Origin of the sequence: Kitasatospora sp. NPDC048194 (assembly GCF_043202455.1) — a bacterium.
In the GTDB taxonomy this organism is placed as follows: Bacteria; Actinomycetota; Actinomycetes; order Streptomycetales; family Streptomycetaceae; genus Kitasatospora.
Map to the genome: position 1 here is coordinate 1 of NZ_JBIDAK010000029.1, position 22536 is coordinate 22536.

The window sequence follows — 22536 nt, forward strand, 5'->3', positions numbered from 1 at the left end:
CCGCTATGACAAGCGGGCCTACGTTTTCCACGGAACGGTCACCGTCGCAGCGATCCGTCTCTGGCTCCGACCATGATCCGTCGGACAGAACCTAGTCCGGCCGGGACCTGCTTTACAGTCTCCGTACCGGGATGGGCGTTTCCCCTGGTCAGAGCGGCGCGCCCGCTGACGTGGCATCACGCTGATGGTGGGGCGGGTGGGACTCGAACCCACGACCAAGGGATTATGAGTCCCCTGCTCTAACCGGCTGAGCTACCGCCCCGGTTCCGCCGCGCGCGCCGGTTCGTCGGCCGCGGCAGCAGCAGACGGCCCCGCGAGGCCGTCCCGGGCAGCATAGCCGGTCGATCACCCGTGGTGCGCGCCGGGGGCGCACCTGGGTGCGGGAGGGCGCGCGCCTCTCCGGGCGGCGCAGTCCGGCTGGCGTGCGAGCCCCGGTCGGGGGCAGCCTGGGCTGATGACGATGCGTGGGAGGGGAGCGGCGGCCGGGGCCCTGCTGCTGGCGCTCGCCGCGACCGGCTGCACCACCGCGACGCGCTCCGGCGGGGTCGTCCCGACCGTCACCTCGGCCTTCCCCTCCGCCTCCGGGGCCGGCTCCACGGACACCCACGGCTGGACCAAGCAGCGGTTCAAGGGGGCGATCGGCAAGCACACCGGGGTCACCCGGACCGCCAAGCCCACCGTGCTCAACGGCCTGGTCGGCGCGGTGTTCACCCGCAACGCGGACGGCGACCACTTCTGCACCGCCAGCGTGGTGGACAGCGCCGGGCTCAACCTGATCGTCACCGCCGCCCACTGCGTCTGGGACCCGAAGCTCGGCCAGCGCAGCGACCTGGTGTTCGTCCCCGGCTACCGCAACGGCGACACCCCCAGCGGCGTCTGGCCGCTGCTGGCGGTCACGGTCGACGACGGCTGGAAGGACCACGCCGATCCGGACGTGGACGTCGCCTTCGCCGTGGTCCAGGCCCAGAACGGCCGGCAGGTGCAGGAGGTGCTCGGCGCCAACAAGCTGGGCGTCAACCGCGGCTACCGACTCCCGGTGCGGGTCACCGGCTACCCCGGCAGCAGCGACGTCCCGATCACCTGCGCCAACACCACCACCGAGCAGAGCCCGACCCAGCTGCGGATCGACTGCCCCGACTACACCGGCGGCACCAGCGGCAGCCCCTGGGTGACGGACTTCGACCCGGCGTCCAGGACCGGCGCCGTGGTGGGCGTGATCGGCGGCTACCAGGAGGGCGGAGACAGCCCGGACACCTCCTACAGCAGCTACTTCGGCGACCGGGTCCAGGCGCTCTACGACCGGGCCACCGGTTGAGCCGCACCTGACCCGACTGCGCGCGGCCTGAGCCCCGCCCCGCACCGGGTGCGTTCCGCACCGGTCGTGCACCCGGCAGTGGCGTTCGCGGGCGCGGCCTGGTAGATCTTCCTCACGAACGGCGGAACGCACGGCCAGGATGCCCGCCCCGAGGAACGAGACGGAGCACCCGATGGCGCCCCGCCCGGTACCGCGTGCGCGCACGGCGAGGGTGACCGCGCTGGCCGCCCTGCTGCTGGCCGCCGGCACCGCCTGCGGCGGGTCGGACGCCCCGCCCAACGCCGAGGTCGCCCAGCCGAGCCCGGTCCGCGACCGGATCGGCACCCTGTCCATCCACTCCGCGCAGGGCCCACGGGCGTGCACCGCGAGCGTGGTGCACAGCCCCCGCCGCAACCTGCTGGTCACCGCGGCGCACTGCGTGCAGAACCGTCGGATCGGCCTGCTGGACGGGCTGGTGTTCACCCCCGGCTACCGCAACGGGTACACGCCGTACGGGACTTGGCCGGTGCAGTCGATCACCGTGGACCCGCGCTGGGCGCAGGACGACGACCCCGACTACGACGTGGCGTTCATCACCGTCCGCCCGGTGGACGGCCGGGAGATCGAGGACGCGGTCGGCGGCAACCCGATCGGGACGGACCAGGGCGTGGGGCTGACCGTCTCGGTGACCGGCTACCCGAACGAGAGCGACGAGCCGATCACCTGCTCCGTGCGGACCCGCTCGCAGGGCTCGACCCAGGAGCGCTTCGACTGCGGCGGCTACACCGACGGCACCAGCGGCAGCCCGTGGGTGACGGCGAGCGGGACGGTGATCGGTGTGATCGGCGGCTACCAGGAGGGCGGCGAAAGCCCGGGCACCTCCTACAGCGTGGCCTTCGACCAGCGGGTCGCCGACCTCTACCGGCGGGCGACCACCTGAGGGCGCCGGGTGATGGGAGACGAGGAGGTGACGAAGGGGTGTTGATGACGGGAGGAGCCGAGGCGGGGGTGACGGACGCAACAAGCGCCCGGGCCAACACGAAGGCCCCCCGGTCGTCCGAGGGGCCTTCGCTCTGAGCAGTCACCGGGCGGACCCGGTGCAGCTCCCGCAATTGGACTCGAACCAATAACCTGCCGGTTAACAGCCGGCTGCTCTGCCAATTGAGCTATGCGGGATCGTGCTACTCGACTTCGGTATCACGCACAGGAAACGGGCTCCTGAAGAGCCCTCTCCCGAGCTCCCCCAATTGGACTCGAACCAATAACCTGCCGATTAACAGTCGGCTGCTCTGCCAATTGAGCTATGGGGGATCGGCTTCCGCTCCGGCTCCCGTGACCCGGGCTCCTCGGCGCTCGCTGCGGGACATACATTAGCGCACTCGGGGGGGTGGTCCGCCAATCGCTTTCCCCGGCCGCCCGGCACGGCCGTCCCGGCGCGCCCGCCGCGCGCCCGCGACGTCCCCCGGGGATGCTGGGGGCGCGGACGGTTCGCCGTCCCGACCAACGGGTAGGGCAATGCGGCAGAGGCCGCCAGGAGAGGGTGGATCCGATCATGTGGAAGGTGTCGTTGGCCGTGGGTTTCGCGGCCGGCTACGTCCTGGGCTCGCGGGCCGGGCGCCAGCGCTACGAGCAGATCGCCAAGGTCACCCGGCAGATCACCCAGAGCCCCACGGTTCAGGGGGCGACGGAACGGGCCCGGCAGCAGGCCGGCGCCGTCGCGGGGAAGGCCGCCGGTGCGGTCGCGGACCGCGTCGGGGACCGGCTGCCGACCGCGGTCACCGAACGGGTGCCGTACTTCAACCGCTCACGGTCGGAGGACGACGGCTGGGGCACCTTCCGCCCGTGACCGGGCGGTGAGACCGGCGCGACGGACGGCCCGGCGGGGCGTTCCGAACCGGCAAAGACTCACCCGGCCCGGACGCGTCCCGGGCCGGGCTGAGGCATGATCTCGACATGGCCATCGTCGCGGGGATAGACAGCTCGACCAACCGCACCCGGATCGTCGCGTGCGACACCGACACCGGCGCCGTCCTGCGCTCCGGGAAGGCCCCCCATCCCGTCCCCGAGAGCCTGGAGTTGCGCGCGGGCGAGGCCGACCCCCAGATGTGGCTGCACTCGCTCGGCGACGCCGCGGCCGGCGGCCTGCTGGAGGGCGTCCGGGCGATCGGCGTCAGCGCGCAGCAGCACGGCATGATCGGCCTGGACGCGGGCGGGGTGCTGGTCCGGCCCGCGATGCTGTGGCACGACCCGCGGGCCGGCGGTGCCGCGGCCAAGCTGCTGGACGCCCTCGGCGGCCCGGCCGCCTGGACCGCCGCGATCGGCGCGGTGCCCGGCCCGACGTACACCATCGCCAAGCTCCGCTGGCTGGCCGAGTTCGAGCCGGCCAACGCCCGCCGGATCGCCGAGGTGCTGCTGCCGCACGACTGGCTGGTCTGGCAGCTGCTCGGCCACCCCAAGCGCCGCACCACCGACCGGGGCGACGCCTCCGGGACGGGCTACTGGTCCCCGATCACCGGCGAGTACCGGCAGGACCTGGTCGAGCTGGCGCTCGGCCACGGGCTCAAGCTGCCCGAGGTGCTCGGCCCCGCCGAGCCCGCCGGGCACACCCCCGAGGGTCTGCTGATCTCGGCCGGCACCGGCGACAACATGGCCGCGGCGCTGGGCCTGGGCCTCGGCCCGGGCGACGCGGTGGTCTCGCTCGGCAGCGCCGGGACGATCTTCGCGGTGCACGAGCAGGCCGTGGTGGACGCCTCCGGCCTGGTGTCCTCCTTCGCCGACGCCAGCGGCCGCCATCTGCCGATGGTCGCCACCCTCAACGCCGCCCAGGTCCTGCGCTCCACCGCCGCCCTGCTCGGCCGGGACCTGGACGGGCTGAGCGACCTCGCCCTGCACTCCTCCCCCGGCGCCTACGGCCTGGTGCTGCTGCCGTACCTGGACGGCGAACGCACCCCCGCGCTGCCGCACGCCGCCGGCACCCTGACCGGCCTGCGGGCCGAGGCGATGACGCCCCAGCACCTGGCCCGGGCCGCCGTCGAGGGCATGCTCTGCAACATCGCGGACGCGCTGGACGTACTGCGCACCCAGGGCGTGGGGATCAAGCGGGTGTTCCTGCTCGGCACGGCCGGCCGGCTGCCCGCCGTCCGGCACATCGCCCCGATGCTGTTCGGTGTCCCGGTGGTGGTGCCCCCGCCGGCCGCCCACGCCGCGCGCGGGGCCGCCCGGCAGGCCGCCTGGGCGCTGGCGGGCACCCCGGAGCCGCCGGAGTGGGAGCTGCCGGACGCCGAGACGGTCGAGCCCGAGGACGAGCAGGACCTCGCGATCGGTGCCGCGGTGCGCCGGCAGTACCGCGCCGCCCGCGACCAGGTCCACCCGGAGGCCTCGGCCTCGTAGCCCTCGCTTCGCAGCCTTCGCTCGGCGGCTTCGCCGCTTCGTCGCCTCGTCGCTTCCGTCCCGGCGGTTCGGACCAGTCCCCGAAACCCCGGCGGGGCCTTGGCCGGAGTCCGCCGCTGAAGATGCGTCACCCGGCGCCCGGTGGCAGCGTGGGTCCGGAACACGGACACCGAGCGCGAAGGGCGGCAGTTCCCATGGCCTTGCACAAGGGAGCCGGCGACGGCCGCCGGTTGAGCGTCAGCCCGTTCCTCGGCGTCACCGACCCGCTCGGCGCGATGGAACTCGCCCCGCCCGTGCACCGGCTCGCCGACGGCCCGGTGGCGGCGGACACCGCGTACCAGCTGGTCCACGACGAGCTGATGCTCGACGGCAGCGCCCGGCTGAACCTGGCGACCTTCGTCACCACCTCCATGGAGGTGCAGGCGACCCGGCTGATGACCGAGTGCCTGGACAAGAACATGATCGACAAGGACGAGTACCCGCAGACCGCCGAACTGGAGCGGCGCTGCGTGGCCATCCTCGCCGACCTCTGGCACGCCCCCGACCCGGACGCCGCGGTCGGCTGTTCCACCACCGGCTCCAGCGAGGCCTGCATGCTCGCCGGGATGGCGCTCAAGCACCGCTGGATGCGCCGCAACGCCGAGCGCTACGCGGCCGGGGCCCGGCCCAACCTGGTGATGGGCGTCAACGTCCAGGTGTGCTGGGAGAAGTTCTGCACCTTCTGGGAGGTCGAGGCGCGCACCGCGCCCATGGAGGGCGAGCGCTTCCACCTCGGCCCCGAGCAGGCGGTCGCGCTGTGCGACGAGGACACCATCGGCGTGGTCGGCATCCTCGGCTCCACCTTCGACGGCTCGTACGAGCCGATCGCGGAGATCTGCGCCGCGCTCGACGAGCTCCAGGAGCGCACCGGCCTGGACATCCCGGTGCACGTGGACGGCGCCTCCGGCGGCATGGTGGCGCCGTTCCTCGACCCGGAGCTGGTGTGGGACTTCCGGCTGCCCCGGGTCGCCTCGATCAACACCTCGGGGCACAAGTACGGGCTGGTCTACCCGGGCGTCGGCTGGGCGCTGTGGCGGAACAAGGAGTCGCTGCCGGAGGAACTGGTCTTCCGGGTCGACTACCTGGGCGGCGAGATGCCGACCTTCGCCCTCAACTTCTCCCGGCCCGGCGCGCAGGTGGCGGCGCAGTACTACGTGTTCCTGCGGCTCGGCCGGGAGGGGTTCAAGGCGGTCCAGGGCGCCTGCCGGGACGTCGCCGGCTACCTGGCGGAGGAGATCGGGAAGCTGGGCTGCTTCCGGCTGCTGACGCGCGGTGACCAACTGCCGGTGTTCGCCTTCACCACCGCCGAGGGAACGCCCTTCGACGTGTTCGACGTCTCGCGACGGCTGCGCGAGCGCGGCTGGCAGGTGCCCGCGTACACCTTCCCGGCGGACCGGCAGGACCTCTCGGTGCTCCGGGTGGTCTGCCGCAACGGCTTCTCGCGGGACCTCGCCGACCTGCTGCTGGCCGACCTGAACCGGCTGCTGCCGGAGCTGCGGCGCCAGCCCGTCCCGCTCAAGGAGCTCGGGGTGCCGGTCAGCGAGGGCTTCCACCACTGAGGCGGGCCCGCGGTTCCCGGTGGGAGGGCGCGGCGAAGCGCCTCCCACCGGGGTCCCGGCGGTCGGGGCAGCCTCCCCCCGCGAGGCTGCCCCGACCGGTGGGGGCGTCCGGGACTCGCGCCGGGCCGATCCCGGCCGGTCGGCCGGGGCCCGAGCGAAGCGGCCGGAGCGGCGAACCGCGCCGACCAGAGCACTCTGCCCGACGAGCACTTAAGTGTTCGAGCGCTCCCGGGGGTTGTGAGACACTTCCGTCCGTCTCAACGCCATGACCTGGTGTTTGGGACACCAGGCCGCTGAGGTTGGAGAAGGAGAGACACCGAACGGCCCGGGCCGGGCGCACTCTCCCGCCCCGTCCCCGTGTCCCGTCTCGCGACCGTTGGAGGGCCGCATTGGCTTCCGCCTGGAAGGAACTGCCCGAGGAGCTGCCCCCAGCCGCCCGACGGCTGGCGGATGAACTCCGCGCCCTCAAGGACGCCACCGGACTCTCGCTGGCGGAGCTGGCCGGCCGGACCCACTACAGCCGGGCCTCCTGGGAGCGCTGGCTGAACGGCAAGCGGGTGGTGACCGAGCAGGCACTGGAGGCCCTGGTCGCGTCGGTGGAGTGCGACGCGGCGGAGCTGCGGCGGCTGTGGCGACTGGCGGTGGAGCCCGTGGGCGCGCCGGCCGACCGGACCGCTCCGGCTGATCCGTTGGACTCGGTTGATCCCGTCGACCTGGCTGATCCTGTCGACCCGGTTGATCCCATTGGTCCGGCCGATCCCGCTGACCCGGCCGAACCGGGCCGCCCGGACGACCGGAACGACCAGGCCGAGCGGGCCGAGCAGGCGGAGCAGACCGAGGCCGAGGAGGCCGTCCGGCCCGCCCTCCCCTGGTGGCGGAGCCGGGCGGCGCTGGCCGCGGGCGCGGTGGTGGTGGCGCTGCTGGTGGTGCTGGTCGGCCTGCGGGTCACCCGGCACGACGAGCAGGCCTCGGCGGCCGACGCCCCGGCCCCGCCCGCCGTCCCCAGCGCCCAGCCCGTCCCGTCCGCGCCCGTCTGCCGGGCCGTCGGCTGCGCGCACAAGGACCCCAAGACCACCGGCTGCGGCAAGGACGCCCGGACGCTGCAGACCCAGGTCGTCGGCAAGGTCGTCGTCTACCTCCGGTACAGCCGCACCTGCCAGGCCGCCTGGGCGGCGATCACCGAGGGCGAGCCCAAGGACTACGCGGTGATCACCGACAGCACCGGGGACAGCGAGACGGCCATGATCCACTGGGGCTACGACAACTACTCGGCCATGCTGAACGCGGCGGACCCGGCGGTCGGGTTCCAGGTCTGCGGCTACCAGCCGGCCGGACACGACTGCACCGGGACCGTGGCCGACCTGGCCTCGGTGGTGGCCTCCACCCCGATCCCGATCGGCCCCGCCTCACCGCCCCCGGGCACCGGAGCCACGGCGGCGGCAACGGCTACGGCGACGGCGACGGCAACGGCGGGCGACCCGACCGGCCCGACCGGCCCGGCCGTTTCGACCGGTCAAGCCGACCCGGCGGGTTCCACCCGGTCCCCGGCCAACGACGCGGCCCAGGCCTCGCCGAGCCCGTCCGCCCCTCAGTCCAGGTAGCCGCGCAACTGGTCGGCGTAGGCGTGGTCGCGGAGCTTGACCAGGGTCTTGGACTCGATCTGGCGGATCCGCTCCCGCGTCACGCCGAACACCGCGCCGATCTCCTCCAGGGTGCGCGGGCGGCCGTCGTCCAAGCCGTAGCGGAGCTTGACGACCTGGCGCTCCCGCTCGCCGAGGGTGGCGAGCACCGCGTCCAGGTGCTGGCGCAGCAGCAGGAAGGTCGCGGACTCGGCGGGCGAGGCGGCGTCGGCGTCCTCGATCAGGTCGCCGAGCGCGAGGTCGTCCTCCTCGCCGACCGGGGTGTGCAGCGAGATCGGCTCCTGGGCCAGCCGGAGCAGCTCGCGCACCCGCTCCTCGGTGAGTTCCAGGGCGGCGGCGATCTCGGCCGCGGTCGGCTCCAGGCCGCGTTCCTGCAGCAGCGTGCGCTGGACCCGGACGACGCGGTTGATCAGTTCGACCACGTGGACCGGCACCCGGATCGTCCGGGCCTGGTCGGCCAGCGCCCGGCTCATCGCCTGCCGGATCCACCAGGTCGCGTAGGTGGAGAACTTGTAGCCGCGGGCGTAGTCGAACTTCTCGACCGCCCGGATCAGGCCGAGGTTGCCCTCCTGGATCAGGTCCAGCAGGGTCAGCCCGCGGCCGACGTACCGCTTGGCGACGGACACCACCAGGCGCAGGTTGGCCTCGATCAGACGGCGCTTGGCGATCCGGCCGAGGACCACCAGGGTGTCCAGTTCGCGGGCCAGTGCGTCCGGCGGCGGAGGGTCGCCGTCGAGCCGCTCCTCGGCGAAGAGGCCGGCTTCGATCCGGCGGGCCCGCTCGACCTCCTCGGCGGCCGTGAGGAGCCGGATCCGGCCGATTTCCCGCAGGTACTGGCGCAGCAGGTCCGCGGACGGGGCCACGCCTCCGGCGGCTTCGGCGGAGTCGGCGGAGTCGGCGGGCTCGAGGGCCTCGTCCGGGCCGTCGGACTCCTCGGCTTCCGGCTCCGGCTCCGGCTCGGCGACCGGGTCCAGGCTGTCGGGGTGGCCTTCCGGCAGGCCCTGCGTGGGGATCCGGGCACCGCCCGGGAGCGCCACCCCGGCCCGGCCGTGGTCCGTCTCCTGCGCCGCGGCCGGTTCGGCGGGCTGGGTTCGTCTACTGGCGGTGGTCGCTGCGGCGAGGCCTTCCTCCACGGGCATCCCCTCGGGGCGGGCGCGACTGTGTCGGACCCGCACTGGTCGGAGACAGGACGCCCTCCAGTGTGCGGTACGCCACACTCCGCGGCCGAGACTCGTGCGCCGACTTTCTGTGCAGCGGGCTTCCGCCCGTCGCACGGCGGGCTTCCGCCCGGGCCTACAGCGCGGCCGCGCCCCGGCTGCGGAGCTGCTGCCCGTACTGCTGGAGCTGCCACAGCTCGGTCTGCACCGCGCGCAGTTGCTCGGCGTCGGCCCGGGGGCCGAGCCGCTGGAGGTAGCCGCGGACCTCGTTCACCCGGCGGTCGACCGCCAGCAGGCGCAGCTTGACCAGGAACTCGCCCGCGTAGATCGCGTCGGCCTTGCGGCGCGACCGCACCGGTTCGACGGTCAGTTCCGTCACCAGCGAGCGCACCCGGTCGTCCGGGGCCGCCTCGCGCACCGCGCTGGTGAAGTCGGGCAGGGTCGCCCCGTACGTCGCGCCGCCGGCCTTGGCGATGGCCTGCCGGACGGCGGCGTACGGCGGGGTCGGGAACTCGTCCTCGCCGTAGTGGTCGAAGGCCGGGCTGACCAGGTCGGGGTGCTGGAGCGCCAGCTTGAGCAGTTCACGCTCGACGAACTGGGCCGGGTCGCGCGGGTTGAGCCGGAAGGCGGGCTGGGCGGGGCGCTGCGGCTGGACCGGCTCCGGGCGGCGGGCGCCCGCGCCGCGCGGGTTCTGCTGGCGCTCGCGGTCCCAGCGGGCCAGCTGGGAGACCCGGCGGACCACGAAGGGCTCGTCCAGGATCCCGAGCATGCCGGCCAGGCGGACGGCGTACTCGTGCTGGATCGAGCGGTCCTTGATCTTGGCGACGATCGGGGCGGCCTCCTCCAGTGCCGCCGAGCGCCCCTCGGGGGTGTCGACCCGGTGCCGGGCCACCACGGAGTTCAGCGCGAACTCGAACAGCGGGACCGGGTTGTCGATCAGCTGCCGGACCGCCTCGTCGCCCTGGGCGAGCCGGAGCTCACAGGGGTCCATGCCGCCGGGGCTGACCGCGATGGAGGTCTTGGCGGCGAACTTCTGGTCGTCCTCGAAGGCGCGCAGCGCGGCCTTCTGGCCGGCCGCGTCACCGTCGAAGGTGAAGACCGTCTCGCCCCGGTACTGCGAGGTGTCCATCAGCAGCCGTCGGATGATCTTGATGTGGTCCTCGGCGAAGGCGGTGCCGCAGGTGGCCACCGCCGAGGTGACCCCGGCCAGGTGGCAGGCCATCACGTCGGTGTAACCCTCGACCACCACCGCCCGGCCCGACCGGGCGATCTCCTTCTTCGCCAGGTCGATGCCGTACAGCACGTGGGACTTCTTGTAGATCGGCGTCTCGGGGGTGTTCAGGTACTTCGGGCCGTTGTCGTCCTCGCGCAGCCGGCGGGCGCCGAAGCCGACCACCTCGCCCGCGATGTCCCGGATCGGCCAGACCAGCCGGCCCCGGAAGCGGTCGATCAGCCCGCCGCGCTGGCCCTGCGAGGCCAGGCCGCCGACCAGGATCTCCTTGTCGCTGAACCCCTTGCCGCGCAGGAAGCGCACCAGGTGCTCCCACCCCGCGGGGGCGTAGCCGACGCCGAAGGTCCTGGCGGCCTCCTCGTCGAAGCCGCGCTCGGCCAGGAACCGGCGGCCGATCTCCGCCTCCGGCGAGGCCAGCTGCTCCTGGTAGTAGGCGGCGGCCACCTTGTGGGCCTCGACCAGGCGGGTCCGCTCGCCCTGCTGGTGGCGGGGGCTGTAGCCGCCCTCCTCGTAGCGGAGGGTGATCCCGGCCTGGGCGGCCATCCGCTCGACGGCCTCGGCGAAGGTGAAGTGCTCGATCTTCATCAGGAAGGCGATGGTGTCGCCGTTCTCCTGGCAGCCGAAGCAGTGGAAGACGCCCTTGGCGGGGTTCACGTAGAAGGAGGCGGACTTCTCGTCGTGGAAGGGGCAGACGCCCTTGTACTCGCCGCCGCCACCGTTGGTCAGCTGTACGTAGTCGCCGACCACCGCGTCGATCGGCAGCGCGTTGCGCACCGCCTGTACGTCTTCGTCCCTGATCCGCCCGGCCACCCCGGAAGTCTACTGGGGCGGCCGGGGTTTCCGGCCGGGCTCCCGGCCCGCTGTCGGCGGCCGGGGGCCGGGAGCCCGGGGCCGGGAGCCCGGTGGCCGGCCGCTACCGGCCCGGAGGCCGGCCGCTACACCCAGGCGGTGCCGACGAGCTTGGCGTGCAGGGCGAGCGCCGAGGCGTCCGTCAGGGTGGCGATCTGGTCGATGACCGTGCGCAGGGCGGCGCGGTCGTCCTCGGCCTCCTGGTACATCGCGGCGAAGACCGGGTCCAGCCCCTCGGGGGCTCGCTGGGTGAGGACGTACGCCAGCTCGGCGATCACGATCCGCTGGCGGGCCCGCAGCTGGGCCTGCTCGTCGCGCTGCATGACGAAGCGGACGGCGACGGCCTTGAGCACCGCGCACTCCAGCCGGACCTCCCTCGGCACCACCAGTTCGGCGGCGTAGCGGGTGAGCCGGCCCGGGCCGTAGCGGGCCCGGGTGGCCTGCTCGGCGGCCAGGCAGAAGCGGCCGATCAGCTGGCTGGTGAGGTCCTTGAGCCCGGCCCGGGCGCGCGCCGTGCCGTCGTAGCTGCGCGGCCACCACTCCTGGGCGAGCAGCCGGTCCAGAGCGGCGGCCAGCTCCTCGGGATCGGCGTCCGGGGCGTAGCGCTCGGCGACCTTGAACAGTTCGCCGCGCTCGCTCGGGGCGCGCAGCGCGTCCGGGTGGATGTGGCCGGCCTGGAGGCCGTCCTCCACGTCGTGGGTGGAGTAGGCGACGTCGTCGGACCAGTCCATCACCGTGGCCTCGAAGCACTTGCGCCCGGCCGGGGAGCCGGCTCGCAGCCAGCGGAAGACCGGGAGGTCGTCGGCGTAGACGCCGTACTTGTGCGAGGCCGGGTCAGTGGGGTGGGCCCCCTTGGTCCAGGGGTACTTGGTGGCGGCGTCGAGGGCGGCCCGGGAGAGGTTGAGGCCGACGCTGCGGCCGGGCCAGGGGGCGAGCCGGGCGGCGGGCTGCTCGCCCCGGGGGGCGAAGCGCTTGGGTTCGAGCCGGGTGAGGATGCGCAGCGACTGGGCGTTGCCCTCGAAGCCGCCGCAGGCCTCGGCGGCCTGGTCGAGGGCCTCCTCGCCGGTGTGGCCGAAGGGCGGGTGGCCGATGTCGTGGGCCAGGCAGCCGGTCTCGACCAGGTCCGGGTCGCAGCCCAGGGCCGCGCCCAACTCCCGCCCGACCTGCGCGCATTCGAGGGAGTGGGTGAGCCGGGTGCGCGGGAAGTCGCTGCGCATCGGGGCGACCACCTGGGTGGTGCCGGCCAGTCGGCGCAGCGCCGCGGAGTGCAGCACCCGGGCGCGGTCGCGCTGGAACGCCGTACGGCCGGGGCGCTTGTCCGGTTCGGGGACCCAGCGGGCCTCGGCGGTGTGGTCGTACGCGATCGGGGCGGCGAGGCGGTGCGTGGTGTCATCCATATGACATTCACGGTACGCCGCACCTCCGACACGCGGGGTGTGCCGCGCGCGAAGGAGCGCGGGCCGGGGCGTGAACGGCGGGCAGCGCGCCGGTGCCCGCCTCCCGCGAACCGCTCGTACCCGGACGGCCCGGTTCCCCCAGCCGCTGGGGGCCGGCCAGCCTTGCCACGGCCTCGGGGGCCGGTCCGCTCCGGTCAGCCCCGGACGGCCTTGAGCAGGGCGGCGGCCATCCCCTCCTGTCCCCTGGCGTTGGGGTGCACCGGCGCCAACCCCCCGGCCGGCAGCGGCGGCTCGATCCAGCGGGCGCCCTCGCCCGCGCACATGTCGTGCCCGGCGGAGGAACCGACGGTGTCCACGAAGACCGCCCCGGCCGCCTCCGCGCGCTGCTTGAGCATCGCGTTGAGCTGCTGCTCCTTCTCCGTCAGGAACCCGAGGTCCGCCGGCGCGAGCGTGGTGCCGAGCACCGGCACGCAGCTCGCCGGATCGGCCGGGAGCAGCGCCGGGTAGCCGACCACGTAGACCCGGGCCTGCGGCGAGCGCCGCCGGATGTCCTGGAGGACCTGGGAGACCTGCTCGCCGGCCGCGTCCACCCTGGCCCGGAGCTGGTCGTGGCCGCCGGAGGAGTAGTGGTCCCGGCAGGGCGCGCCCCCGCGTTCCTCGCCGACCAGGCTCTTCACCGCGTCCACCAGGTTGTCCTTGGCGCACTCGGTGAGCACCTCCATGAAGCCCGCGTCATTGCCGCCGATCCCCACGGTGACCAGCCGGGTGGCCGGGGAGAGGGCGTCCAGCTGGGCGGGGTTGGACCCGCCGTCGGTCCTCTGCGGGGCCCGCAGGTCCCCCGTGCGGGCGCCGCTGCAACTGACGTCCCGGAACTGCGAGGGCGGCAGGTCGAGCGCCTTCGCCACCAGTGCGGGGTAGTCGACCCCGGAGCGGAGGCAGCCGCTCGGCTCGCCGACCTGCGGGGCGATCCTGATCCCGGCCGTGTACGAGTCGCCGAGCGCCACGTACGGCCCGGTGGGCACCGGGGTCGGGGTCGGCGTCGGGGTGGCCGCGGCGGCCGTCCGCCCGGGCAGCGCGCCGGCGAAGCCGGGCCCCGCCCCGCCCGGACCGCCCCCGCCGCTGCACCCGGCCAGCAGCAGCGCGGCCAGCCCGGCCGTCGCGGCGACGGTCGGACGTGTGGTCCTCGGCATGGTGTCCCCCCGGGGGTACGAGTCGCGGGCAGCTCCGTACGGCGGCCCGTCCCCCGGGCACCCCAGGGTGCAACGCGCGGGCGGCGGCCGATGACTCCCGGCCGGGGCGGAACCACCCGCCCGGCCGACTCCGCCGCCACGACGCCGTGTTGGGCTCCGGCGCTGCGCGGCGCCTTCGTGAGCCCCCGGGGCTACTCGGCGCCGCGCTCGTGCTCGGCGAGGAACTCCTCGAAGCGCCGCCCCAGCTCGTCCGCCGAGGGCAGGTCCACCGGCTCGGCGAGCAGGCTCTCCCGACCCTCCGCGCCCACCACCGCGTCGTACTGGCCCTCCATGCCACGGATCGCCGAGCGCAACTCGCCGTCCCCCTGGGCCAGCTGCTCCTCGATGTCGGCGTAGACCTCGCCGACCCGCCGGCGCAGCGCTTCACCCGGCAGCACCAGGCCGGTGGCGGACTGCACCGCCTCCAGGATCAGCACGGCGGCGGCCGGGTAGGCCGAGCGGGCCACGTAGTGCGGGACGTGCACGGCGAAGCCCAGCACGTCGTGCCCGGCCTCGGCGAGGCGGTACTCCAGCAGGGCCTGGGCGCTGCCCGGGACCTGCGCCTGCTCGAACCACTGCGGGTAGCCCGGCGCGAGGTCGAGTCGGTTGCCGTGCGGGGTCAGGCCGACCGGGCGGGTGTGCGGGACGCCCATCGGGATGCCGTGGAAGTCCACGGCGAGACGGACCTCGAAGCGCTCGACCAGCTCGCGCACGGCCCGGGTGAAACGCTCCCACTCGACGTCCGGCTCGGGGCCGCTGAGCAGCAGGAACGGCGCGCCGGCGGCGTCGCGCACGAGCCGGAGCAGGATCTCCGGCGGGTCGTAGGACGTCCACTGGTCGCGGTCGAAGACCATCGCGGGGCGGCGGGCCCGGTAGTCGACCAGGCGGTCGTGGTCGAAACGGGCCACCACCTGCGGCGATCCGGTCTCCAGGAGGTGCGCCACCACCTGGCCGCCGGCCTCACCGGCGTCCATGAAGCCCTCGAAGTGGTGGAGCAGCACCAGGCCGGCGCCGGTGTCGCGCAACTCCGCGGCGGCCGCGGCCACCGCGGCCACGCCCTGCTCGTCCAGCTCGTACAGCGCCTGGAAGTCACGCACGCGCACCCATCCCCGTTCTCCGCTCGACCCGATCCGTCCGGCCTGTCGTCCTGTCCAGCGCGCCGGGCGGCGCCGGAATTCCCGCCGCGGCGAACGGGCCGCCGGACGCCCCGGGGCGGCACCCGCCGCACGGCCCGCCGGACGATCCCGCGAACCATGATCGCACCCGGCGGCAAAGCCCCTGGTCACGGGTGTTCGGCCGCCCCGTCCCGAGCGCGCCGTGCAGGCCCGAGCCGCCATTCGCGTGCCGCGAAGTGACGCACCGCCTTCTGGCGGGTATCGTCCTCTCGCTGCCTCGCATCGTCGCGTCGTCGTCACGTCGTCCGTAACGCCGTCGGCCACGTCCCGGATCGATGCTCCGGCAGCCACCCACGACGCATCTTGCCTTCACCTGGCCGCCTGCTTCCCTTCGCGCACTCGTCTCCTTCTCGGCCATTTCGCGGACGCACACTGTCCCCTCGCTCTTCCCGCCGGACCGGTCCGAGGATCCGTGTCCGTTCCGGCACCCGCGCCGCCCGTTCCGGGCCGCCGCCCCCCGCACCGCCCGACCGGAAGCCTCCGGCATGCACGGGTACCCGGAGGGCGGGGACCGGCCCGGGACGTCCGAGTCCACCGCACCCCGTGCCGCACCCCGGCGCGGGAGGCACCCTACGACCGATGAAGGACCGAAGGTTCCGTGCCCGTACCTGTCATCCTCACCGGCCGCACCGTGCGGCTGGAGCCCCTCGCCGCGCACCACGCCGAGGCCATCGCCGAGGCCGGCGCCGAGGACCGTACGACCTACGCCTTCACCCCCGTCCCGCACGGTCTGGAGGCCGCCCGCGACTACATCGCGCGGGCGCTGGCCGACCAGGCCGCGGGCCGGTCGCTGCCGTTCGCGACGGTGAGCGTCGCGGACGGCCGGGTCGTCGGCTCCACCCGTTTCCTGGAACTCGACTACTGGCAGGGCCCGCTGGTGTGGCCGCCGGTGCCGGGCGTGCCGTTCGGCGATCCGGAGACGGCCGTCCCGGACGCGGCCGAGATCGGCAACACCTGGCTCTCGCCGCGCGCCCAGGGCACCGGCATCAACACCGAGGCCAAGCTGCTGATGCTGCGACACGCCTTCGAGGTCTGGGGCGTGCAGCGGATCTCGCTGCGCGCGGACGCCCGGAACATGCGCTCGCGGGCCGCGATCGAGCGGCTCGGGGCGACCTCCGAGGGTGTCCGCCGGGCGCACTCGCGCGGCCTGGACGGGGTGGTGCGCTCGACGGCGTTCTACTCGATCCTGGACTCCGAATGGCCGGCCGTCCGGGACATCATCGAGCTGCGGATCGCCGCCGCCACCTCGCCCAGCGCCCCGGATCCGGCGATCAACCAGGAGTGCCTTAGACACGGCGGCAGCGGCGCCGGGCAGCTGATGATCACGGCCTGAACGGCACCCTCCGGCCGGTGGCGGCCGTTTCCAGGATCCAGGCCAGCACCGCCTGGTCGCGGGAGTCGTCGGGCGGGCCCGGTCGGCGGTCGCGGCCCGTCTCGACGACCGCCGACACCGGGCGCCGGCCACCGCGGAGCCGGGCGACCGCCACCTCCCAGACCGGACGGCCGTCCGGCGCGCGGCAGATCCTGACCGCGCCCTCGTGGGTGTGCACGGCCCAGCGGCCGTCCAGCGCGTCCGTGTGCCGCGCGGTCCGGATGCGCTGCCACTGCTCGTCGCTCCACTGCACGTCGGGGACCGGGTGCGGACGCGGGACCAGCATGTCCGCTCGGCCCCGCCCTTCGCTGACGGACCCCGGTTCGGGGAACGCCCAGTCGGGCAGCGGCTCGCGGGCGGCCCGCCAGCCCGCGGGGATCCCGTCGCCGCCGGTGTACGAGGCGACCACCCCGCCGGTGATCGCGGCCACGGTGTCCATGTCACCGCCGGCCGCGATCGCGTCCCGCACGGCGGCCGGGTAGTCCGCGAGCCTGCGGGCGGCGCACCACAGGGCGTACGGCACGGTGTCGGCCGCGGAGGTCCGGCTGCCGTTGCCGAGCACCCGGGCGGCGACCCGGACGTCCGGCTCGTCCAGCAGGCCGATCGCCTCGGTGAGGCCGTCGTGGACGGCGCCCGACGGGGTGCGGTGCCCGACCTCGGCGAGCAGGTCCGCGGGCGTCGTGCCGCCGGTCCGGGCCCGGACGGCCAGGGCCGCGGCCACCGCGACGGCGACGGCCCCGGCCACCGCCTGCGGGTGGGTGTGGGTGATCACCGCCGTCCGGGCGGCCAGTCGGACGACCTCGTCCAGGTCCTCGGCGTACGCCGCTCCCAGCGGAGCGACCCGCATCGCGGCGCCGTTGCCGTACGAGCCCTGCCCGTCGAAGAGTCCGGCGGCCAGCGCCGCGGCGTCACCGCCCTCCCGGATCAGCCGGAGCATCCGGTTGGCGGCCGGGCCGTAGCCCCGGTCGAAGTCGTGGCGGCCGGCGAAGGCGTGGGTGAGGTCGAAGGCGTCGATCGTGCCGCGTTCGCGGTGGGCGGCGTACACCGAGCAGGCCATCTCGGTGTCGTCGGTCCACGGCCAGGGGCCGGGCGGTTCGGTGCGGGAGTCGAAGTGGGCCCGGGCGGTGGCCGGGACGAAGAACTGGGCGCCGAGGGCGTCGCCGACGGAGAGGCCGTCGAGCGCGTCGAGCGCGGAGCGGTCGGGTTCGGTCATCATGTGCACCCAAGCCCACCGGTTCTGCCGCCGTTTCGTCAACACCGTTGCTCCGGCGCCCCCGAAGGGGGATGTTTCGCATACCTCCGATCCGGGTGGGGCAGCACCGGGGTATGACCCGCGCGAACCCGCTCGACCCCGTCGCCCTGCTCGGCGCCGACCAGCAGCACATCGCCACCAGGGCGCAGCTGCGCCGGCTCGGCGTGCCCTCCGGCACGATCGCGCACCGGCTGCGGCCGGGCGGCCCGTGGCAGCAGGTGCTGCCACGGGTGATCTGCCTGCAGAGCGGGAGGCTGACGGTGCATCAGCGGCTGCGCGCCGCACTGGCGTACGCGAGCCCGAAGGGCCGGGAGCCGCAGTCCGGGGAGGTGCTGCTCACCGGACTGGCGGTACTGGCCGACGCCGGGCTGCCGAGTGCCGGGCACCCCGCGGACGTGGCGGCGGTGGACGTCCTGATTCCGTCCCAACGGCGGGTCGGCGACAGGGAGTTCGTGCGGGTGCACCGGGCGTCCGGGGCGATGCCCGGCGGCTTCGAGCGGGACGACGGGCTGTGGAGCGCGACGGTCGCGCGGGCGCTGGCGGACCTCGCGCCGCGGGGCGTGCCGCCGCGCCTGTTCCGGGCGCTGTGCGCCGAGGCCGTGCAGCGGCGGCACTGCGAACTCGGCGAGCTGCTGGACCAGTTGCTCGCCCGGCCGGGGGCGCTCGCCCTGCCGCAGGTGGCCCGGGTGGTGGAGGACCTGACCGCCGGGGTGCGTTCGGTGGTGGAGGGCGAGGCCAGGGAGCTGCTCGCCCACGCGGGCCTGCCCGAACCGCTCTGGAACCCGCTGCTCTTCCTCGACGGCCGCTTCCTCGCCGTCCCGGACGCCTACTGGCCGCACGCCTGCGTGGCCCTGGAGATCGACTCCCGCGCCTACCACCTGCGCCCGGCCGACCACGAACGCGGCCTCGCCCGGGCCAACCGCCTCACCACCGCCGGGCTGCCGGTGGTCCGCACCACTCCGGTCCAGCTGCGGCGCGACCCGGCCCCGGTGCTGCACGAGTTGACCGCCCTGGTCACCACCGGGCCGCACGGCCCGCACGCCCGGATCACCTGGCGCCGGGCGCGCTGACCCGGGCAGCTGACCGGCGGGAACGGGGCCAGGGCGCGGTGACCGGGCAGCGGGTTCAGCAGCGCGGGTCGATCTCCTGGAAGGTGGCGTAGTGGTCCGGCGACCAGTACTGCTCACCGCCGGTGCCGGTGACGACGCGGCGGGTGCCGCGGTCGTTCGAGCCCGGGGTGACGACGGTGAACTCGTGGTAGTAGCCGCCGGACTTCCTCGGCAGCCGGCTCTCGCGGTTCTCGAAGACGATGCCGTCGCGGTTGTACGGGTAGGGGCCGCCCTTGGCGATCAGGGCGAGGGTGTCCTGGGCCTGGCTGGGGAGCTTGCTGCGGCAGACGTCGGCCAGCGCCGGGTCGGCGGGGACCCAGGTCCCGGCGGCGGTGGCGCCGCCGGAGGGCGGGGACGGCTTGGGGGCCGAGGACTTCGTCGCGCCGGTGGCGCTCGCGGCGGCGCTCGCGGGGGACTTGGGGTGGCCGCTGCCGCCCCTGTCGGCGAGCAGGTAGCCGGCTCCGGCGAGCACCGCCAGGATCAGGACGGCCACGACGACGAGCGGGCTCTTGCTTCTGGTCATGCGGTCCAGCTTGGCAGGCCCTGGCTCCCGGCCGGCCCGGGAACCCCCGGGAACCCGGTGCCCGGGGCCGGACGAACGTACGGCCGGGCGGGGACGGACGCCGTTGTCCGTCCCCGCCCAGCCGTGTCACGTACGCCGGTTCTCCTGCGCCGAGCTCCGGTGTACGCCCTCCCGACGGGAGGGTGAGCGGTCAGTCGTGCCCGCGCTCGAGTAGGGGATGCCTACCCTCTCAGCGCGAGTCGCTGCCCGCCGACTCGATGGCGGCGCGGCCGGCCTCCAGGCGCGCCACCGGGATCCGGAAGGGGGAGCAGGAGACGTAGTCCAGCCCCACCTCGTGGAAGAAGTGGACCGAGTCCGGGTCGCCGCCGTGCTCGCCGCAGACGCCGAGCTTGAGGTCGGGGCGGGTGGCCCGGCCGGCCTCGACGGCGTGCTTGACCAGGGAGCCGACGCCGTCGCGGTCGATGGTCTCGAACGGGGAGACCCCGAAGATGCCCTTCTCCAGGTACGCGGTGAAGAACGAGGCCTCCACGTCGTCCCGGGAGAAGCCCCAGACGGTCTGGGTGAGGTCGTTGGTGCCGAAGGAGAAGAACTCGGCGGCCTCGGCGATCTGACCGGCGGTCACGGCGGCGCGCGGCAGCTCGATCATGGTGCCGAGCTTGATGTCCAGCTGGACGCCGGTGGACTGGGCGACCTCGGCGAGCACCCGCTCGCACTCGTCGCGGACCAGCTCCAGCTCCTGGACGGTGCCGACCAGCGGGATCATCACCTCGGGGCGCGGGTCCCCGCCGGCCAGCTTGCGCTCGGCGGCGGCCTCGGCGATGGCGCGGACCTGCATGCCGAACAGGCCGGGGATGACCAGGCCGAGGCGCACGCCGCGCAGGCCCAGCATCGGGTTCTGCTCGTGCAGGCGGTGCACCGCCTGGAGCAGGCGCAGGTCGTTCTCGTTCGGGTCCTTGCGGGCCTCGGCGAGGGCGACGCGCACCGACAGCTCGGTGATGTTCGGCAGGAACTCGTGCAGCGGCGGGTCGAGCAGGCGGACGGTGACCGGCAGGCCGTCCATCGCCTGGAACAGCTCGACGAAGTCGCTCTTCTGCAGCGGCAGCAGGGTGGAGAGCGCCTGCTCGCGGTCCTTGTCGTTGTCCGCGAGGATCAGGTGCTCGACCTCCTTGCGGCGCTCCTCACCGAGGAACATGTGCTCGGTGCGGCACAGGCCGATGCCCTGGGCGCCGTAGCGGCGGGCGCGCGAGCCGTCCTCGGCGTTGTCGGCGTTGGCGCGCACGGCGAGCCGGCGGCGGCCGTCGGCGTGCGACATCAGCCGGTGGACGGCCTGGACCAGCCCGCCCTGGACGTCGGCGCCGGCGTGCAGGGTGCCCTCGAAGTACTCGACGACGGGGGACGGCAGCACGGGTACCTCGCCGAGGTAGACCTTGCCGGTGGCGCCGTCGATCGAGACCACGTCGCCCTCCTCGACCACCAGGCCGTCGGAGGTGGTGAAGCGGCGGGACTTGGTGTCGACCTCCAGCTCCTCGGCGCCGCAGACACAGGTCTTGCCCATGCCGCGGGCGACGACGGCGGCGTGCGAGGTCTTGCCGCCGCGCGAGGTGAGGATGCCCTCGGCGGCGATCATGCCGTCCAGGTCGTCCGGGTTGGTCTCGCGGCGGACGAGGATGACCTTCTCGCCGGAGCGGGACCACTTGACGGCGGTGTAGGAGTCGAAGACGACCTTGCCGATCGCGGCGCCGGGCGAGGCGGCGAGGCCCCAGGCGATCTGCTTGGACTCGGCGGTCGGGGCGAAGCGCGGGAACATCAGCTGGGCCAGCTGGCCGCCGGTGACGCGCATCAGGGCCTCGTCCAGGTCGATCAGGCCCTGGTCGACCAGCTGGACGGCGATCCGGAAGGCGGCCGCGGCGGTGCGCTTGCCGACGCGGGTCTGCAGCATCCACAGCTTGCCGCGCTCGATGGTGAACTCGATGTCGCAGAGGTCGCGGTAGTGGTTCTCGAGCTTCTGCATGATCGCCATCAGCTCGTCGTACGACTTCTTGTCGAGCTTCTCCAGCTCGGCCAGCTGCAGGGTGTTGCGGATGCCGGCGACGACGTCCTCGCCCTGGGCGTTGGACAGGTAGTCGCCGTACACGCCCTGGGCGCCGGTGGAGGGGTCGCGGGTGAAGGCGACGCCGGTGCCGGAGTCCTCGCCGAGGTTGCCGAAGACCATGGTGCAGACGTTGACGGCCGTCCCGAGGTCGTTCGGGATGCGCTCCTGGCGGCGGTACAGCCGGGCGCGGTCGCCGTTCCAGGAGTGGAAGACGGCGTGGATGGCGAGGTCCATCTGCTCGCGCGGGTCCTGGGGGAAGGCCCGGCCGGTCTCGCGCTGGACGATGCCCTTGAACACCTCGACGAGTTCCCGGAGGTCGGAAGCGTCCAGGTCCAGGTCGTTGACGGTGCCCTTGGCGTGCTTGGCCTCGTCCAGGGCCTCCTCGAACAGCTCGCCGTCGACGCCCAGCACGGTCTTGCCGAACATCTGGACCAGGCGGCGGTAGGAGTCCCAGGCGAAGCGCTCGTTGCCGGACTGGGCGGCGAGGCCGGCCACCGAGGTGTCGGAGAGGCCGATGTTGAGGACGGTGTCCATCATGCCGGGCATCGAGAACTTGGCCCCGGAGCGGACCGAGACGAGCAGCGGGTTGTCGGCCTGGCCGAGCTTCTTCCCCATCTGCTGTTCGAGGGCGTCCAGGTGGGCGCTGATCTCCTCGTGCAGCGAGGCGGGCTCACTGCCGGTCTCCAGGAAGACCTTGCAGGCCTCGGTGGTGATGGTGAACCCCGGGGGGACCGGGAGGCCCAGGTTGGTCATCTCGGCCAGGTTCGCGCCCTTGCCGCCAAGAAGATCCTTGAGGTCCTTGTTTCCTTCGGTGAAGGAGTAAACAAACTTCTGCTGGGACGGCACGGGTCGGTCTCCTCGTACGCGGTTGCCCTGACGCCGGAGAACATACCCATTTCGAAGGCACTTCTCTGCCCTGAATAGGCCACCCGAGGCCGGTACCGAGAGGTAACCCGCTAGATCGAAAGCACATAAAGGCGTTCACCTCTGTTGGTGAAATCGTCCTCCTGACGCGAGCCTGCCTTCAAGTCTTGAACACAACGAAACCTGGAGATCGCTTGATCCGGACGCTGGGTAGCGGGCACGCGTCCATGGCGTTGCCCCGGCTTGATTTCCTGCAACCGGATCGGCCGTTCTCCGGCCGGTCGGCTTCGGGAAGCGATTCACGCCCCACCTGTCCATTTCGTCCACTGACCCGGTGTCAGTCGCCACCGCGTGTGGCAAGCGT

16 protein-coding genes and 3 tRNA genes are annotated in these 22536 nt (G+C 73.8%); 8 read left to right on the top strand and 11 right to left on the bottom strand.

Annotated features, from left to right (window positions below):
* Positions 1–185 precede the first annotated feature (185 nt).
* Positions 186–262, bottom strand: a tRNA-Ile gene (locus ACGF07_RS27795).
* A gap of 192 nt (positions 263–454) precedes the next feature.
* Here ACGF07_RS27795 and ACGF07_RS27800 point away from each other — a divergent pair.
* Both ACGF07_RS27800 and ACGF07_RS27805 read left to right on the top strand, forming a co-directional pair.
* A complete protein-coding gene (locus ACGF07_RS27800; RefSeq protein ID WP_392903053.1) occupies positions 455–1315 on the top strand; it encodes a trypsin-like serine peptidase in 861 nt (286 codons plus the stop codon).
* Positions 1316–1487: 172 nt separating this feature from the next.
* Positions 1488–2234, top strand: a complete 747-nt coding sequence (locus ACGF07_RS27805) for a trypsin-like serine peptidase (protein ID WP_392903055.1) — start codon at positions 1488–1490, stop codon at positions 2232–2234.
* Between the two features lie 163 nt (positions 2235–2397).
* Here ACGF07_RS27805 and ACGF07_RS27810 read toward each other — a convergent pair.
* Positions 2398–2470 (bottom strand) — tRNA-Asn (locus tag ACGF07_RS27810).
* A gap of 62 nt (positions 2471–2532) precedes the next feature.
* Positions 2533–2605, bottom strand: a tRNA-Asn gene (locus tag ACGF07_RS27815).
* Positions 2606–2834: 229 nt separating this feature from the next.
* Here ACGF07_RS27815 and ACGF07_RS27820 point away from each other — a divergent pair.
* From ACGF07_RS27820 to ACGF07_RS27835, 4 genes are all read left to right on the top strand, one after another.
* Positions 2835–3140: a hypothetical protein gene (locus ACGF07_RS27820; protein WP_392903058.1), complete on the top strand. Its 306-nt coding sequence runs from the start codon at positions 2835–2837 to the stop codon at positions 3138–3140.
* A 107-nt stretch (positions 3141–3247) separates the two neighbouring features.
* Complete coding sequence (locus ACGF07_RS27825; protein WP_392903060.1) at positions 3248–4684, top strand: FGGY family carbohydrate kinase; 1437 nt, start codon at positions 3248–3250, stop codon at positions 4682–4684.
* Positions 4685–4878: 194 nt separating this feature from the next.
* Positions 4879–6282, top strand: coding sequence for a glutamate decarboxylase (locus ACGF07_RS27830; protein WP_392903062.1), 1404 nt, complete (start codon positions 4879–4881; stop codon positions 6280–6282).
* Positions 6283–6671: 389 nt separating this feature from the next.
* Complete coding sequence (locus ACGF07_RS27835) at positions 6672–7883, top strand: DUF2690 domain-containing protein (protein ID WP_392903065.1); 1212 nt, start codon at positions 6672–6674, stop codon at positions 7881–7883.
* Here ACGF07_RS27835 and ACGF07_RS27840 read toward each other — a convergent pair.
* The 5 genes from ACGF07_RS27840 to ACGF07_RS27860 all read right to left on the bottom strand — a co-directional run bounded on the left by ACGF07_RS27840 (position 7871) and on the right by ACGF07_RS27860 (position 14882).
* On the bottom strand, positions 7871–9061 hold the full coding sequence (locus ACGF07_RS27840) for an RNA polymerase sigma factor (protein WP_392903067.1): 1191 nt from the start codon (positions 9059–9061) through the stop codon (positions 7871–7873). The genes ACGF07_RS27835 and ACGF07_RS27840 overlap by 13 nt on opposite strands.
* A 154-nt stretch (positions 9062–9215) precedes the next feature.
* Positions 9216–11120, bottom strand: coding sequence for a DNA primase (dnaG, locus tag ACGF07_RS27845; protein WP_392903069.1), 1905 nt, complete (start codon positions 11118–11120; stop codon positions 9216–9218).
* Positions 11121–11245: 125 nt separating this feature from the next.
* Positions 11246–12556, bottom strand: a complete 1311-nt coding sequence (locus ACGF07_RS27850) for a deoxyguanosinetriphosphate triphosphohydrolase (protein ID WP_392903072.1) — start codon at positions 12554–12556, stop codon at positions 11246–11248.
* A gap of 194 nt (positions 12557–12750) precedes the next feature.
* Positions 12751–13746: an SGNH/GDSL hydrolase family protein gene (locus tag ACGF07_RS27855; RefSeq protein WP_392903075.1), complete on the bottom strand. Its 996-nt coding sequence runs from the start codon at positions 13744–13746 to the stop codon at positions 12751–12753.
* A gap of 191 nt (positions 13747–13937) precedes the next feature.
* Positions 13938–14882: a PAC2 family protein gene (locus tag ACGF07_RS27860; protein ID WP_392903077.1), complete on the bottom strand. Its 945-nt coding sequence runs from the start codon at positions 14880–14882 to the stop codon at positions 13938–13940.
* A 676-nt stretch (positions 14883–15558) separates the two neighbouring features.
* Between ACGF07_RS27860 and ACGF07_RS27865 the strand changes: the two genes are divergently transcribed.
* The gene (locus ACGF07_RS27865) at positions 15559–16293 is read left to right on the top strand and encodes a GNAT family protein (protein WP_350746296.1); all 735 of its coding nucleotides are present in this window, start codon (positions 15559–15561) and stop codon (positions 16291–16293) included.
* On the opposite strand, the gene ACGF07_RS27870 is transcribed toward ACGF07_RS27865, so the two are convergent.
* Positions 16283–17545, bottom strand: coding sequence for an ADP-ribosylglycohydrolase family protein (locus ACGF07_RS27870; RefSeq protein ID WP_392903079.1), 1263 nt, complete (start codon positions 17543–17545; stop codon positions 16283–16285). The two genes, ACGF07_RS27865 and ACGF07_RS27870, sit on opposite strands and share 11 nt — an antisense overlap.
* Positions 17546–17658: 113 nt before the next feature.
* On the opposite strand from ACGF07_RS27870, the gene ACGF07_RS27875 reads away from it, so the two are divergent.
* Positions 17659–18654 (top strand): hypothetical protein, encoded by a 996-nt coding sequence (locus tag ACGF07_RS27875; RefSeq protein WP_350746302.1) that lies wholly within the window; start codon positions 17659–17661, stop codon positions 18652–18654.
* 55 nt (positions 18655–18709) lie between these two features.
* Here the strand turns inward: ACGF07_RS27875 and ACGF07_RS27880 are convergent, their stop codons facing one another.
* Both ACGF07_RS27880 and ppdK read right to left on the bottom strand, forming a co-directional pair.
* A complete protein-coding gene (locus tag ACGF07_RS27880) occupies positions 18710–19216 on the bottom strand; it encodes a ribonuclease (protein WP_392903082.1) in 507 nt (168 codons plus the stop codon).
* Between the two features lie 229 nt (positions 19217–19445).
* Positions 19446–22154 carry a pyruvate, phosphate dikinase gene (gene ppdK, locus ACGF07_RS27885; RefSeq protein WP_392903084.1) on the bottom strand — a complete coding sequence of 903 codons (2709 nt, stop codon included), beginning with the start codon at positions 22152–22154 and terminating at the stop codon, positions 19446–19448.
* Positions 22155–22536 lie beyond the last annotated feature (382 nt).